The organism is Psychromonas sp. SP041, assembly GCF_000470315.2.
GTDB lineage: Bacteria > Pseudomonadota > Gammaproteobacteria > Enterobacterales > Psychromonadaceae > Psychromonas.
Map to the genome: position 1 here is coordinate 1 of NZ_CBRF02000029.1, position 15,950 is coordinate 15,950.

The 15,950-nt window shown below is 35.4% G+C and carries 14 protein-coding genes; 9 read left to right on the forward strand and 5 right to left on the reverse strand.

Going from position 1 to position 15,950, the window contains the following annotated elements; genetic code table 11:
* Window positions 1-115 precede the first annotated feature (115 nt).
* From SP041_RS15025 to SP041_RS15040, 4 genes are all read left to right on the forward strand, one after another.
* Window positions 116-307: a hypothetical protein gene (locus tag SP041_RS15025; protein ID WP_137297903.1), complete on the forward strand. Its 192-nt coding sequence runs from the start codon at window positions 116-118 to the stop codon at window positions 305-307.
* 90 nt (window positions 308-397) lie between these two features.
* On the forward strand, window positions 398-937 hold the full coding sequence (locus tag SP041_RS15030; protein WP_025566191.1) for a YaeQ family protein: 540 nt from the start codon (window positions 398-400) through the stop codon (window positions 935-937).
* 81 nt (window positions 938-1,018) lie between these two features.
* Window positions 1,019-2,473, forward strand: coding sequence for a tRNA uracil 4-sulfurtransferase ThiI (thiI, locus tag SP041_RS15035; protein ID WP_025566192.1), 1,455 nt, complete (start codon window positions 1,019-1,021; stop codon window positions 2,471-2,473).
* A gap of 175 nt (window positions 2,474-2,648) precedes the next feature.
* Window positions 2,649-2,831: a DUF1737 domain-containing protein gene (locus SP041_RS15040; RefSeq protein ID WP_037050897.1), complete on the forward strand. Its 183-nt coding sequence runs from the start codon at window positions 2,649-2,651 to the stop codon at window positions 2,829-2,831.
* Between the two features lie 653 nt (window positions 2,832-3,484).
* On the opposite strand, the gene SP041_RS15045 is transcribed toward SP041_RS15040, so the two are convergent.
* Window positions 3,485-4,258 (reverse strand): ElyC/SanA/YdcF family protein, encoded by a 774-nt coding sequence (locus SP041_RS15045; protein ID WP_025564032.1) that lies wholly within the window; start codon window positions 4,256-4,258, stop codon window positions 3,485-3,487.
* Window positions 4,259-5,626: 1,368 nt separating this feature from the next.
* On the opposite strand from SP041_RS15045, the gene SP041_RS15050 reads away from it, so the two are divergent.
* From SP041_RS15050 to SP041_RS15065, 4 genes are all read left to right on the forward strand, one after another.
* Complete coding sequence (locus SP041_RS15050; RefSeq protein ID WP_025564033.1) at window positions 5,627-5,851, forward strand: DUF2835 domain-containing protein; 225 nt, start codon at window positions 5,627-5,629, stop codon at window positions 5,849-5,851.
* A gap of 285 nt (window positions 5,852-6,136) precedes the next feature.
* Complete coding sequence (wecB, locus tag SP041_RS15055) at window positions 6,137-7,258, forward strand: UDP-N-acetylglucosamine 2-epimerase (non-hydrolyzing) (RefSeq protein ID WP_025564035.1); 1,122 nt, start codon at window positions 6,137-6,139, stop codon at window positions 7,256-7,258.
* 2 nt (window positions 7,259-7,260) lie between these two features.
* Window positions 7,261-8,511: a UDP-N-acetyl-D-mannosamine dehydrogenase gene (wecC, locus tag SP041_RS15060; RefSeq protein ID WP_025564037.1), complete on the forward strand. Its 1,251-nt coding sequence runs from the start codon at window positions 7,261-7,263 to the stop codon at window positions 8,509-8,511.
* Window positions 8,512-8,577: 66 nt separating this feature from the next.
* Window positions 8,578-9,978, forward strand: a complete 1,401-nt coding sequence (locus SP041_RS15065; RefSeq protein ID WP_025564039.1) for an undecaprenyl-phosphate glucose phosphotransferase — start codon at window positions 8,578-8,580, stop codon at window positions 9,976-9,978.
* 54 nt (window positions 9,979-10,032) lie between these two features.
* On the opposite strand, the gene rsmF is transcribed toward SP041_RS15065, so the two are convergent.
* From rsmF to SP041_RS15085, 4 genes are read right to left on the reverse strand one after another with little or no spacing between them, the layout of a single operon-like run.
* Complete coding sequence (gene rsmF / locus SP041_RS15070) at window positions 10,033-11,499, reverse strand: 16S rRNA (cytosine(1407)-C(5))-methyltransferase RsmF (RefSeq protein WP_025564041.1); 1,467 nt, start codon at window positions 11,497-11,499, stop codon at window positions 10,033-10,035.
* Window positions 11,500-11,555: 56 nt separating this feature from the next.
* Window positions 11,556-14,225, reverse strand: coding sequence for an MlaD family protein (locus SP041_RS15075; protein WP_025564043.1), 2,670 nt, complete (start codon window positions 14,223-14,225; stop codon window positions 11,556-11,558).
* Window positions 14,215-14,847 carry a paraquat-inducible protein A gene (locus tag SP041_RS15080; RefSeq protein ID WP_025564045.1) on the reverse strand — a complete coding sequence of 211 codons (633 nt, stop codon included), beginning with the start codon at window positions 14,845-14,847 and terminating at the stop codon, window positions 14,215-14,217. The genes SP041_RS15075 and SP041_RS15080 overlap by 11 nt, the downstream gene beginning before the upstream one ends.
* Window positions 14,840-15,433, reverse strand: a complete 594-nt coding sequence (locus SP041_RS15085; protein ID WP_037048690.1) for a paraquat-inducible protein A — start codon at window positions 15,431-15,433, stop codon at window positions 14,840-14,842. The genes SP041_RS15080 and SP041_RS15085 overlap by 8 nt, the downstream gene beginning before the upstream one ends.
* A gap of 132 nt (window positions 15,434-15,565) precedes the next feature.
* Here SP041_RS15085 and SP041_RS15090 point away from each other — a divergent pair, with 132 nt between their 5' ends.
* A complete protein-coding gene (locus SP041_RS15090) occupies window positions 15,566-15,838 on the forward strand; it encodes a YebG family protein (protein ID WP_025564049.1) in 273 nt (90 codons plus the stop codon).
* Window positions 15,839-15,950 lie beyond the last annotated feature (112 nt).

Here is a 15,950-nt window from a genome sequence, read left to right on the forward strand (position 1 = left end):
TGTAATAGTGAAACTCAATGAAAGACCAAGAAAGAAATTAGATTACAATACGCCAGCCAAATTAATGGCTGAACATATGGCAGCTATAGCTGTTTAGTCGTTATGCACTTCAGACTTGAATCTGCCTTATATTAATGATGGTGCATATGGAATTTATGAGGAAGAATGGATCTTTGGTGGTTCAGAATCATTTAACCCAAATCAAGGTGGAATAGTATTAGTACGAGTACCTGCTCCTAGTACTTCAATTCTATTTGCTATATTCTTAGCGCTTATTATTACAGCTAGATATAAATCTGCCGTTTAATTAGTAATGTTAGACTAATTAATAAGCAATATTTTAGTTGATATATTTTAAAACCACGTTTAGAGCGTGGTTTTTTTTTGGAGAAACAAAATGGCGTTAAAGCCTACTATTTTTAAAATGAACATTAATGTATCGAATTTAGATAATGATGTTTATGAAACGATTGCCATGACCGTCGCACAACATCCTTCTGAAACCACAGAACGTATGGTGACGCGTATCTTAGCGTTTGTATTAAACAATCAAGAGTTCTTAAGTTTTACCACAGGGTTGAGTGAAGCGGATGATCCTGATATTTGGGCAAAAAATTACAGCGATGAATTTTTACTGTGGGTTGATGTGGGTGAGCCTGCTTTTGATCGTATCAAAAAAGCATGTCGTCAAGCTAAAGTAGCTAAAGTGTATACGTTTAATACTAAATCTGGTGTGTGGTGGAAGCAGTCGCAAAAAGATTTCTCAACCATTAAAGCGGAAGTCTATCAATTTGAATTTGAGCAAATTCAAGCACTCGCGGCTTTGGTTGAGCGAACAATGGATTTTAGTATTACTATTACAGATAATGTTTTTTATATAGCCGCTAATAAAGGTAGTTGTGAAGTTAACTTTACCGTTTTACAGCAGCCTGATTAGTATAATCATTGCGCACGACCAAGTAGTGCGTATAATTCGCACTTCAAAATTTATACAGTCCTGAATCCAAGAGTGGTACCCATGAAATTTATCGTTAAACTTTTTCCTGAAATTATGATGAAAAGTAAACCTGTGCGTAAGCGCTTCAGCAAAATGTTACAGGGCAATATCCGTAACGTACTGACTCGTCATGATGAAGATATTAAAGTGATACTCGAATGGGATAAAATTATTGTTCGTAGTGAAAATGATGATCCTGATAATAAAGCAAAAGTGATCCATTATTTACAAAGTACGCCTGGTATTGCGTTTTTCTTGGAAGTGACTGAATCTACTTTTACTGATATTCATGACATATACGAGCAAACAAAAGCATGTTTTGGGGATAGTCTTGCAGGCAAAACATTTTGTGTTCGTGCAAAACGTATTGGTACCCATGACTTTGGATCAAATGAAGTTGAACGTTATGTCGGTGGTGGCTTAAATCAACACACTGATGCACTTGCTGTTAAATTAAAAAATCCAGATATAACAGTTAATATTGAAATCAACCAAGATAAATTATTTATGGTTGATCAACGTCATAAAGGATTAGGTGGTTTCCCATTAGGAACACAAGAATCTGTTTTATCATTAATTTCGGGCGGTTTTGATTCAGGTGTCTCTAGTTACCAATTATTGAAACGAGGCTCACGTGTTCACTATTGTTTCTTTAATTTAGGCGGCGCCGCACATGAAATTGGTGTGAAACAAGTCGCTTATCATTTGTGGGAGCGTTTTGGTGCATCACATCGTGTTAAATTTATTTCTGTTCCATTTGAACCCGTTGTTGCTGAAATATTAGAAAAAGTCGACAACGGTCAAATGGGCGTTGTATTAAAACGTATGATGATGCGCGCGGCGGCAAAAGTAGCTGCGAATTTAGAAATAGAAGGGTTAGTAACTGGGGAAGCATTAGGTCAGGTTTCAAGCCAAACCTTACGTAACTTATCAGTGATTGACCAAGTAACTGACACGCTTATTTTACGCCCATTAGTGGCTACTGATAAACAAGATATTATTGATTGTGCGCGTGAAATTGGTACCGCTGAAATATCTGAAACAATTCCTGAATATTGTGGTGTTATCTCACAGCGTCCGACTGTTAAAGCAGTGATGACTAAAATTCAGAAGGAAGAAGCTAACTTCGACATGTCTCTCATTGATAAAGTTGTTTTTGATGCAAAAGTCTTAGATATTAAAGATATTGCGACGGATGCAAAAGAGCAGTTGGTAGAAGTTGAATCTGTTTCTGCTTTTGAAGCTAATGAAGTGGTATTAGATATTCGTTCTGCTGACGAAAGAGATGAAAAACCATTAGAAATTGAAGGGGTTGAAGTACAACATTTGCCTTTCTTTAAATTAAGTAATCAATTCGAAACACTTGCACAAGAAAAAACCTATTTACTTTACTGTGATCGTGGTGTGATGAGTCAATTACAAGCGCTTTATTTAAAAGAAGCTGGATTTGATAATGTTAAAGTATACCGTCCTTAATTAGGATTGTATTAACTTACATAAGATTGTTCATTTCGAATGAAAAGAAACGGCTATATGCCGTTTTTTTGTACATCTAAGTTGTTGATTCACAAATTTTTTGAGTAATAATATGCCTTTGAAGTGAATAGTTGTATGCTGATTTCATTCAATAGGCTTCATACAAGGGGTTAATATGCCAAATTCAATTGAAAGTTATAAATTAATTACAGGTAAGGATGATGCTGAGTTCTGTAGCAAAGTCACTAAAGTATTAAAAGAAGGTTATGAGCTTTATGGCTCTCCTACTATGACCTTTAATGGTGAGAGTGTTATTGTCGGACAAGCGGTTATTAAAAGACCATCACAATTAGTTTAAAAATTTAAATTAAGGTATTTAGCGGTCATCGCTATCTTAATGTTAATAACGATATCAACATTAAGATTAAAGCATTAAAGCATTAAAGCATTAAAGCATTAAAGCATTAAAGCATTAAAGCATTAAAGCGAATATCAATATATTAAAACGCCTGTCATTGATTTGCTCATAGTAAGAGTAACGTCAGTAACAGGCTTTTTTATACCTAAATTTCAATTGCTTATACCAATGGGATTAAATAAGTGATCAGAGATTGCGCAGGAAAAATTAACACTAATAAGGCGTGAGTTGTAGGAGATAGTTGTTCTCACTTCAAAACTCACAATGCAGTTAGGGGTGATTTTAACCAGCAAGAATGGTCACCTTATTAATTCTTTTGGTATTATATAGATATTATCCTTGATCAAACGTTCACAGCGGCAAATTTTTGTTTCACTTAACCTCAATTCTGGTTAATGAAAGCGGAATTACACTTAACATCATAAGGTACTATTTTTTACTCTACAGTGCCGTTAGTTTTTCGTAGTCAAGACGAATTATTGAAGCAATAACTGGTTATTGAGAGATAATTTAACGCAGAAATCCGCGGAAATAGCGATGTTGTATCGCTTTGCTTAGCCAGAACTGAGGTTACTTACCTAATAAAAAACTATTTACTTAGAAGTCGTATTAGAGACAAGCCATTGTTGAAGTAGTCCTAAATATTCATGTAATGCTATTTGTGATTTATACAACTGATAAGCGGAAGGGATGTAATTGTATGAAGGTAATTCCTTTGAGTTCTCTTTTGCTAAGTACATTGCTGGTGCTGGAATAGGAGATTGTTGATATTTTTTAAATAGGGACATTGCGCGAGGCATATGTGTTGCTGATGTCACCAATGCCGCTTTCTTACCCTTAATGATTGCTGACATCTGCAGGGCTTCTTGATTGGTATCTTGAGCATTATCTAGACGAATTATTTTTTGTTCTGAGATATTGAACGCTAAGGCTAGTTGCTGTAAAAGCTGTGCATGGCTTTTACTGTCTCCAAAAGCGGATCCAGATACAACGATAGAGGCATTTGGATTGGCATAGTAAAGACGTAATGCTTCACTAAATCGGCTCAATGCTGTGGCTGAAAGCCGTCCTGTAATCGGTAATTTCTGGTCATTAATCCCTGATGAACCAAGTACTAAAATATAATCTAAAGATTGCTCGGGATCTAATAAAGGGGGATATTGCCTTTCAAGTGGTTTGGCTAGGTGGTAAGCGGTCGGTAATAGGCTAAAACCGAATAAAATTAAAAAGCTGAACAGTGTTAATGATTTCGCTAACGTTTGATGTTGGCTAAAAAAGAGCAATAATAGACTAACAAATAACAGTGCTAAAGAGAGGGGCAAGGGCATTAATAAACCTCCTAGCCATTTTTTAATTAGAAATACCATTCTTTAGCCTTTCGTTGTTTGTTATTAATGCCGTTTGTAAAATAACATGTCTTAATTGCCTATAGAGTAAGTAGGCTTATTATGAATAGATTTAATGGCGTTTAGCGCTTTATCTATAAAACCAGTCCGCCTGTTGCAAATTTGATAAAGCGGCTTCTGTTTAATAGGGATTGAACACTTCATTTAATGATGCCATACAATTACTTATTACCATAATCACATATAGCGAATTGACATAGCTAATTGGTATATTGACTTTAAAAATCGTCTTAGAACTTATTCAATGTAGGTTAATATTCAATAATAAGTCACGTATAATTAATATCTAACCTCAATTCATTCTAGTTAATGAAAGTGGAATTATATTTAAAACCATAAGGTTATATTTTTTGATTGTTTTTTTAATTATACAGTACCGTTAGTTTTGCGTAGTTCAATACGAGTTATTGAAGCAATAACGGATTATTGAGAGGTAATTTAACGCAGAAATCCGTGGAAATCGCGTGTTGTATTACTTTGCTTATCCAGAAGTTAGGTTACTTATCACCGTATTAAAGTAAATGAGAATATTAAGTGACTGACCATCATTTTGACCCTATTGCTCAAAAATTTGTTAACAATATTTATGGTAATCATAAAGGTGAAATTCGAAAAGTAATTGTGTGAGTTGCTTAGTTGTCTTCAATGTTTAAATAAACCAAGATTAAGCGTGTTAGATACAGGCGGAGGGCTTGGCTATTTTAGTCAAAAACTAGTTGCATTAAAGCATCGAATTGTATTGTGCAATATTTCTGATGGATTTTTATCAATTGCTAAAAAAAAGTAACTGATAAACCTTATAAAGACAATATATAAATAATACATTGCTCCATTCAGACGCGACATAATCATATTGATGGACAGTTTGATCTTATTTTTAATCATGCCGTATTGGAATGGCTAGTAGAGCCTAAGCAAACATTACACTCTTTATTAGATTAGTTAAATGTTGATGGTTTAGTGTCATTAATGTTTTATAACAAATAGACACAACGTTTTTTAAATCTTGTCTTTGGTAACTTCAATTTCGTTGAATTGGATATACTACGTGAAAAAGTAGCGTGTTTATCGCCTACTATTTGTTGTTTGAAGCAGACCTGTTAGCTTGGCTAAAAGAAGGTGATTGCAAGTTTTTGTAAAAACAGGTGTATGCATTACATAGTTATAACTACATAACTACATAACTACATAACATAGCTACATGAAATCAGTTGATTTTGCAGCAGATAATGTTGAATAACTGTTAATGATGGAGAAAGAGTATTGTCAACAAAAAGCCTAGGCATCATTAGGGCGTTATACTCATTTGACCATGGCTAAAGAGGTATTATGAAATCCTATTATTTTAGAATAAATATTAGTTATCAAGAGTTTGAAAAATTATACAGAACACCTAATGTCGCAGTGAAAGTTAGAAGTGATCAAGGTGCTATGATTCAATTGCCTGCAATGCGTTTTGTTCCTTTTTTTACACAGTTGGGTGTGCGTGGTTATTTTGAACTACAATTGAGCGATGAAAACAAGTTTCAACATTTAGTTTGTTTGCATGCTTAATATATTTTTGTGTATTACTTTTTATATCTAATTCAATGTACTTATCGTGCCGATATTTTAAGTAAGTGGTTAACTTATAATAAATAATATTGTGTAAATGATTTAAATTTTGTAATTTATATTTTTTATATAAAATACAAGGGTTTCAACGTATAATCCGGAGTCATTCTAGTACGTGATCGAGATGATAAACTTAAGTTTATCTATTTATGAGTAATTAAATGCCGCATGAATCTCTCGTTACTTAAACCTATTAAATATCGTAATAACTTGTAAGGCTATTCAATGAAGAAAGTGTTAACCGTGTTCGGTACACGACCTGAAGCTATTAAAATGGCTCCATTAGTGCACAAACTTGCTGCTGAAGCAGGAATTGAGAGTAAAGTTTGTGTGACGGCTCAACATAGAGAAATGCTAGATCAAGTTTTACAGCTTTTTGATATTATGCCTGATTATGATTTGAACATCATGAAACCAGGACAAGATCTGTTTGATGTTACTGAAAATATTTTAAGTGGCCTGAAAGGGGTACTTGATGATTTCAAACCCGATGTAGTGTTAGTTCATGGTGATACTACAACGACTTTTTCTGCGTCTTTAGCTGCCTTTTATAAGCAAATTAATATCGGGCATGTCGAAGCAGGGTTACGTACTGGCAACTTATATTCACCTTGGCCTGAAGAAGCTAATCGAAAATTAACTGGGGTATTGACTCGTTTCCACTTCGCTCCGACAGACTTATCGAAATCAAACTTATTAAAAGAACAAGTACCGCAAGATCGTATATTTGTCACTGGTAATACGGTGATTGATGCTTTGTTATGGGTTAAACAAAAACTAGAATCTGATACTGGTTTGCAAGACTTACTCGATAAACAATTTCCATTTTTAGATAAAAGCAAAAAAATGGTGCTCGTTACTGGCCATCGACGTGAAAGTTTTGGCGGCGGTTTTGAACGAATATGTGAAGCGCTAGCGAATATCGCAAAAGCGCAACCGGATGTTCAAATTGTTTATCCAATGCACATGAATCCAAATGTAAGAGAGCCTGTTAATCGCTTATTAAGTAAGTTGGATAACGTGTTCTTGATTGAACCTCAGGATTATTTGCCGTTTGTTTATTTAATGAATCGTTGTTACTTGATTATTACCGATTCAGGCGGCGTTCAAGAAGAAGCGCCTTCATTAGGCAAGCCAGTATTAGTCATGCGCGATACAACAGAGCGACCTGAAGCTATTGAAGCGGGAACCGTGAAACTAGTGGGTACCGATGTACAGCGTATTACCTCTGAAACCATTTTATTATTAACTGACCCTACTAGCTATCAAACCATGGCCAAAGCTCATAACCCTTATGGCGATGGTTTAGCATGCACACGAATTGTTAAAGAATTATTAAAGGATTAATTATGCCATTTCAAACTGTTTCTGTTATCGGCTTAGGCTATATCGGATTACCTACTGCTGCTGTGATTGCATCTCGTGGTATCGACGTTATTGGTGTCGATGTTAATGAAAATGCCGTGAATACGATTAACGCTGGGCAAATTCATATTGTAGAGCCTGATCTAGATATCGTAGTACGAAGTGTTGTAACTACTGGGAAATTACGAGCAACCACCACTGCAGAGCCTGCTGATGTATTCATGGTGGCTGTACCGACACCTTTTAAACAAGATGCGAGTTCATCTCATTCTCCTGATTTATCTTATATTGAATCTGCTGCCAATATGATTGCACCGGTATTAGTAAAAGGTAATTTAGTTATCTTAGAGTCAACATCTCCTGTCGGAACGACTGAGAAATTAGCTGGATGGCTAAAGTCAGCGCGCCCTGATTTGTCATTTCCACAGGATAAAGGGGATGCGGCTGATATTAAAGTAGCCCATTGTCCTGAACGTGTGTTACCTGGTTATGTATTACAAGAACTCGTTTCAAATGACAGAGTTATTGGTGGTATGTCAAGTGCTTGTAGCCAACTTGCTACTCAGCTATATGAAAAATTTGTGCGTGGTGAATGTATTGTTACTAATGCTCGCACCGCGGAAATGGCTAAATTAACAGAGAATTCATTCCGTGACGTTAATATTGCATTTGCTAATGAACTGTCGGTTATTTGTGACAAGTTAAAAATTAATGTGTGGGAGCTAGTTAAATTAGCGAACCGTCATCCACGCGTTAATATTCTTAATCCAGGCCCTGGTGTGGGTGGTCATTGTATCGCTGTTGACCCATGGTTTATTGTTGATAGCTGCCCTGAAGAAGCCAATATTATCAGACAAGCTAGATTAACCAATGATGCCAAGCCTCATTACGTTGTTGAACAAATTTGTAAAGCGGCAGATGAGTTTAAACGACCTGTCATTGCTTGTCTTGGACTTGCTTTTAAAGCAGATATTGATGATCTACGTGAAAGTCCTGCGCTAGAAATAGTAAAAGACCTAGTTGCGAAAGAAGTCGGTGAAATAATTGCAGTAGAGCCTAATATTAAGCAACTGCCTAGTGCGTTGTCTGACTCAGGTATTACATTAACGTCACTTGAAGATGCGTTAGATAAAGCGAATGTAGTCGTAGTGTTAGTTGACCATAAGCAATTTAAAGCAACAGATCGTACACAATTTGCGACTAAAGTTGTTATTGATACTCGCGGAATAATTTAATTGAAGTAAGCCAATCAATAGATATTGCTTGGCTTACCTTAATGTTGAATTTTTAAAGGGATTTAAATGTCTGATCAACACTATGTTAAAGATAGTGAAAATGCGTATTCGGCATTGTGCCGCTGTATTGATTTTTTTGTTATACAAGTAAGTTTATTTTTTATACTTTATTTTCAACATGAAGAGTTAACCAATCTTTACCTTGTGGTTGGCTTGATTGCCTCGATAGGATTTGTTTTTGCTGCCGACAGCCATAACCTTTATCGTTCATGGCGTCTTGGTGAGTTTTCTCGTGTCGCAAGCTATACTTTTTTATGCTGGGTTGCTGGCATATTCAGTGTTGTCATTTTTTTATTTTTTAGTAAAACTAGTCTTGATATCTCTCGCTTAGTGATTGGTGTTTGGATGTTGTTTAATTGCATTGCATTAGCTGGCTGGCGTTTGTTGTTTTATGTGTTTTTATTTAAACGTCGTCGAGCAGGGTATTATACTAAAAAAGTGGCTATATTCGGTTTAACGTCATCGGGGGAGTTGTTAGCAGATCAGTTCGTTAATAAACCCGAAACAGGTTATACGCTGTCTGGTTTCTATGATGATCGAGCTGATACTCGGACAGAAAGTAAATATACAGAGCAGGTATTAGGTGGTATCAATAAAGGGATTGAATTCGCTAAAGCAGGTGATATTGATGTTATTTATATCGCATTACCATTGGCTGCTCAAAAACGTATAGAAAGTGTATTAAGAGCGTTAGGAGATACAACGATTGATGTGTTTCTTGTTCCTGATTTCTTTACGTTTAACTTACTCAACGCGCGTTTATCTCATGTCGGTTCGATACAAACGATTAGTGTTTATGAATCTCCTATGACTGGACCATCAAGATTACTTAAACGTATTGAAGATGTAGTAGGGGCCTCATTAATATTATCTATTATTGCTTTGCCTATGCTGATTATTGCGTTACTGATTAAGTTGGACTCAACGGGACCTGTTTTATTTAAACAGTTACGTTATGGATTAGATGGCAGAGCCATTAAAGTTTGGAAATTCCGTTCTATGAGTTCAATGGATAATGGCGATGTTATTCAACAAGCAGTGCAAGGTGATAGTCGTATCACTAAACTTGGTGCTTTTTTAAGAAAAACATCATTGGATGAATTGCCACAGTTAATTAATGTATTGTCTGGCAGTATGTCATTAGTAGGGCCTCGACCTCATGCGGTTGCGCATAACGAACAATATAGAAAGCTGGTGGATTTTTACATGTTACGCCATAAAGTTAAGCCAGGTATCACTGGATGGGCTCAAATTAATGGTTGGCGTGGTGAAACAGATACATTAGAAAAAATGGAAAAACGCGTTGAATTTGATTTGGAATATATTAGAAACTGGTCAATTAGTTTTGATCTTAAAATACTAGTCTTAACGGTATTTAAAGGGTTTATTCACAAGAACGCCTATTGATAACAGTTAATATCATGAGTCTTGTTTATGTAACAAAACTCATGATGTTAATGGCTACTCATCAAACAAATTTTTATCGATAATTAAATCTCTTGGTAAACTATTTTTAACTCTATTATCTAACGACTTCCCTAAACCAATTACATGGCCTTGATAACATAACATGACTTCACCTTTTGAGTTGTTAGTATCAATGTCATGGATATCTCGCCCTTGGTAATACTCTCTTGCTTGGTGCGCTAATAACTCTATTGCTAGAGGACTTTGTTGGCCAAAACAAGTGGCAAATTCGTGAGTAGATTTAAAGCCTGACTTACGTCCTTTACCAAATTTTTCTGCTATCTTTATACCTAATCTAGAAAAGCGTAATTCATTAATTAAAGGGATAATGTTTTCTGGGAATAACCAAAATTCATCATCTCTTTGATACAGCACCCCTGTTAATTCTGTTATAGAGAACTGGTTTTCAAAGTAGTCATATAAATTACTCCTCACTGTTTGTGTCGTTGGCTGAAAAGGAAATTTTCTGAGTCGTTTTTGTGCAGGTTCAACTGCTACTTCAGCCGTTTTTTTAATAGCAGCAACAAAAAAGCCTTCCGTATCGTAAATTTGTGGCCAAATATGTAAAAAACCTTCAGGTGTTAAGGTTTTATCTGCGTCTTTAAATAAATTGTTTAAAGAAAGGAATTCAACGCTATCAGGGTAAGCTTGTTTCAGATGCAAACAAACATCTTGGTTTTCTTCTAGGCTTAAAGTACAAGTCGAATAAACCATTACCCCACCAGTTTTAAGTGCTTTAAATGCACTTTCTATTAATGTTTTTTGTACCGTTGATATTGATTCTATTGCGGTTTGATCCCAGTTCTTCATCGCCTGTTTATCTTTACGTACCGTGCCTTCACCAGAACAGGGCGCATCGAGTAAAATAGCATCAAAGGTGTTGGGTAACCATTGCCCAAAGACGGCCGCATCAAAATGCGTGAGGGCAACATTTTTAATACCACAGCGTTGAATATTTGAATGCAACATCTTAATTCTGCTAGACGAATACTCATTCGCAATGATTAAACCTTGGTTATCAATAGCCGCTGCGAGTTGCGTTGTTTTTGAGCCAGGTGCTGCCGCTGCATCTAACAGTGTTGCATTATCCGTTGCATTATCTGTTGCTTGGAAATAATGTAACAGCGCAGAGACAGGCATCATTGAACTGGCTTCTTGAATATAAAATAGTCCTGCTAAATGTTCAGCACTGTTGCCTAAAGGAGAGGTTTCGTTGTCTGTTGCATTACCTATTTCAATCCAAAAACCTTCTTTACACCAAGGAACAGGAGTTAATTGCCAGTTTTTTTTATCAGCGATAACATGAAAGTCTTCAATGTTAATTTTTAGTGTATTAACACGAATAGCACGACGTAAAGGACGTCGACAAGCGGCAACCAGTTCATCGATATTTAAATTATCAGGTAAAATGGTCGACATTTTATCTATAAATGCTTGGGGTATAAAAGTATTGCTATCCATTTGGATCCTTACAAAAACGCGCACTGAAAGTGCGCGCAAGATAACATAAAGTTAAATTAATTACTTTTAGGAATTTTCAGTTTCCATTGTAACCAATCGTCGTCAAATTCTGATTTTAATTTAAACGTTGAAAAAGACTGGCTCTGAGGTTGTAAAGCTTCGTCATCTGGAGTGCTCATATTAATACCGCCTTTGATTAAAGAGGTAAGAGAAGTCGATTTTAGGGAAGCACCTGTTATTCCTATATCTAAGTTAAAGCCAGAAGCTGGCCAAAAGATACTATTAGCACGAATCAAATGAGTATATTCAGGATAAATGTTAATCACTATTTCAACACCCGATGCATCATCATTTAAGCGTTTTTCAGTGACTTCACCAATTTGTATTTGACGATGATAAACCGGGCTTGCAGTATCAGTAGAGCCTGCATTATTCGCCGCTAAAATAATAGATAAACCTGTTTTATGTTGTGCGAGTATTGGTGCGTTACGTTCACCTTTAAACTCAATATTTTTATCGCCATTGCCAGTTTGAATATTAATAAATACTCCGCTGATCAAGGTTGATAAGTTTTTAGCACCAGACAATGAAATCTCACTTCTTACCACCCAAAAGCGACTGCCTTTTTTTGCTACTTTATCAAAATACTCTGGGGCAATATCTAATGTCACCATTATTTTATTATTTTGATTAAGGGTTAGTTGGCTTACTTTACCTACTTCTAGTCCTTTTAACTTTGCTTTGTTACCGACTTTTAAGTCAGATGCATCATCATAAATCAAAGTAATTTGCTTCGGTGGTTGTGTTGCTTGTTGGTAACTATCAAATAAACGGTATTGACCTTCGCTAGTGATGTTAGCGGTGGCCGATGGAGAAAACTCTAAAGCAATACCGCCAGTGGCAAGTGCGAGTAATGATTCTGTATTTACTTTTATGCCAGAAAGGCCAGCATCAATTTCAAAACCACTCACATTCCAAAAGATAGTTTGTTTGCTAATTAAATGTTTGAATTTAGGATTAATGTTAATGCTCGTTTGCATTAAGCTAGAGTTATGTAATCGCAAGTCACTGACTTCACCAACCTGTAATTTATGATAATAAACGGGAGAACCGATACTAACAGAGGGTAAGTTTTTACTTAGTAACTTTAAATTTAATGGTTCAGCAAAGGCATCTTTACCTAGTTTTGCCATCTCTTTAGACGCGTACAAATAGAAAGGACGTTTGCTTTGATAAAGTGTTTGAACGTTTTTCTTTGTTATTGGCGACTCATTATAAAGTGCAATACCACCTTGAATAATATTCTGTAATGGTTTGCTATCCACTTCAATGCCTTTTAAAGAGGCTTTAAAGTTAATACCGCTTAATAGGTGGAATTTACTGTTTTTATTCACTAAGTAACTAAATTTTTCATTTATGCTTAAAGTCGCTTTAATATTCTTGCTATCTTCAGTTAATGTTATCGCGTTGACCTTACCGATATTAAGTCCTTTATAGCTGATTGGGGCTCCATCAGTTAATCCGTTTGCATTATCTGCAATTAATTCAACTGATAAACTATTATCTTCCAGAAAAGATTGTTCTGTCTTTATTACAAATTCAGTACGTAACTGTTCTTTCTGATAATTGTCGCCGTGTGAAAAACTAATGTAATCACCAGTAATCAGGTTACTTAAGTTGTCAATTTTAGAAAAAGAAAAAGAGGTCTTTTCAATCCAAAATCGAGCACTTTCTGTAATTAAATTGCTAAATGCTGGATTGATTGTTGCTTTTGCAATAAAAAGTTGGCTTTTCGAGTCATAATTGATGGTATCAATACGTCCAATACCGTGTCCTTTAAATAAAATACCTGCACGCTCTGGTAAATTATTGGTATTCGTTAATTTAAGAGTAATACTTAACCCTTCTTCACTGGCATCGATATCATTATACAATTGATATTGTTGTTTTTCTAAAGAAGCGGGAGAGGAATCTGGGCTACTGAAAGTAACCCCGCCTGCAATTAAAGTTGTCAGGCTATCGAGTTTAAGGTCAATACCTGTACGTGATATATTTGCATTCAAACCACTAATGTTCCAAAACTTACTTTGTTGTTTAACTAAATGGCCGTATTTACTCTCAATAAAGGCTTGGATATTGACAAATTGACCTGTTTTATCAAGACGTACTCGCGCTATTTCACCTACTTGTATTTTTTTAAAAAAGATAGGGGTGCCAATATTTATAGAAGCGGCATTATCGCTTTTTAAATTAATTAATAATGCTTTGTCTGGAATAGTAATAGGTTGCTCTCTTGTCGCAATAAATTCAGTAGCTTCTTCACCTTCACCTGGTAACAAGTTAATGTAACTACCTGAAAATAAAGTATCTAAACCAGTAATGGAAGTTAAAGAGGCTTTTGGCGAAACTAACCAAAATTTACTTTTATCTCTTAATAAAAAAGTCGCATGAGACTCTATTTCTGCAATGACATTAACGCCATCGACTTCATCTAATTCTATTTTCTTTACGGTCCCTACAATCACGCCTTTATAACGAACTTTGGTTTTATCAACGATAATACTCCCAGCATTCGTAAAGTGGATATTAACCCGCATATTTTTATGAGTGATATTTTGAAATAAGATCCAAAGAGCTAACAATGTAGCAATAAAAGGTAGAAACCAAACAGGTGAAATATACTTTGATTTAGTTACGATCGGTGTTGTAGAAGGGTTATCTTGCATCGGTATTTGCGTCCCATATTAGACGAGTATCGAAACTCTGCGCTGCGAATAATGTAGTAATAACAACCACCGTGAAGGAGGTTGCTGCGATCCCTGGGTAAACGGATAAGAAGTTTCCTTTATCGAACACCGCGACCATTATTGATATAACAAATAGGTCTAATACTGACCAACGACCAATCCAGTCGACTAACGTAAAAGCAATAAGTTGTTTTTTAGGGTTAAATTGCCATTTAAAATGAACGGCGAGTGAAATAAAAGCTAACACAACAATTTTTAATATAGGCACGACGATAGATGCGATAAAAACAATAAATGCTATACCAGACATGCCGCTGGATAATAAGCTTACAATACCTGAAAAAATAGTATCAGGGTAACGTGTCCCATTTTTTAATAAGTAAGTAATAGGGTAAAGATTAGCAGGAAAGATGAAAATAAATGCCGTGAACAATAATGCCCATGTTTTTTGTTGGCTGTTTTTAATGCGGGGTGAAATAGGACTGCCACAATAAGGGCAACATTCTTGATTATCATTGATAGAAGAATGCCTTTCACAAATTCGGCATAGTTGCCTGCCTTGTCGTATCGCACTTATCCCTGCTATTAGTGGTTTATTCATTAAGTAAATATTTCCAATTTTGAGCATTATCATATTCGCTGATCATAGTCATATTTAATATTAAAAATCCGACTAGGAAGTACAAACCACTATTAAAATAAAGTTCTGCATAACTTGTTAATTTAAAAACGGCGACCATAAAGCTGACTAAATAAACTTCCAACATAGACCAATGAATGATGATGCTGGTTAGTTTAAGCACATAGTTAAGTAACCAAGGGCGCTTTTTAAACATCATACACGCACTGCTAAATACGATACAAATAGTTAATAGCGTAGGCGCAACGACCGCACAAAATAACACAACAAAAGAGACTACAGGGGCTATATCAATCATCATTATAGCACCTTGTAAGAGGTTGGTTTGTTCTGTTATGCCTAATAAATGGATTGAAACTAGTGGAAATAAAAAGGCGGGAATACAAACTAATAGTGCTGCCAGAGCCAAAGCAAAAATCTTATTAGGTTTACTTGTTATGCTTTTGCAAAACACATGATTACAACGAGCACATTTTGCAACGTAGCCTTTTGGTATATTAGGTTGTTGTGAAACCATGTCACAATGGCTACAAATTATCGTTTTCATTCTTACTTATCAGTAATTTTACAGGGTTATAAGATAGCAAACTAATTATAGTCTGACAAAAGTTGCATTATCACATAAGCAGTAGTACTGTATGTAAAACCATGTTTAATTTGAAATTAAAAAGAGGCCACCGTGGCAGTCATCATTAAATACATTGTAGAAAGAAAGGGTGTTGAGAAAATGACCTTTACCAGTAAAAAAGAAGCCGATGCATACGATAAGATGCTAGATAGCGCCGATCAAATCGCATTATTCTTAAGTGAAAGTCCTGTTTCTCTAGATGATCAACAGCTTGAAGAATTAGGGCTGTATGTCGCAAGCAATAAAGATGTGTTGCAAAACCTATTTAAAGGGCAAGTGTTTAACTCAGAAAGTATCGATAAAGTAGAGCCATCAGATAGTTAAACCTCATTAAATAAATAGGAGTAACAATAAATTAACCTTTAGTGTCTTTTATTGTGCTCCTTAATGCAGTAAAATGCGCTCCTCTTTTTAATTAATACAAATGCTTTTTGGT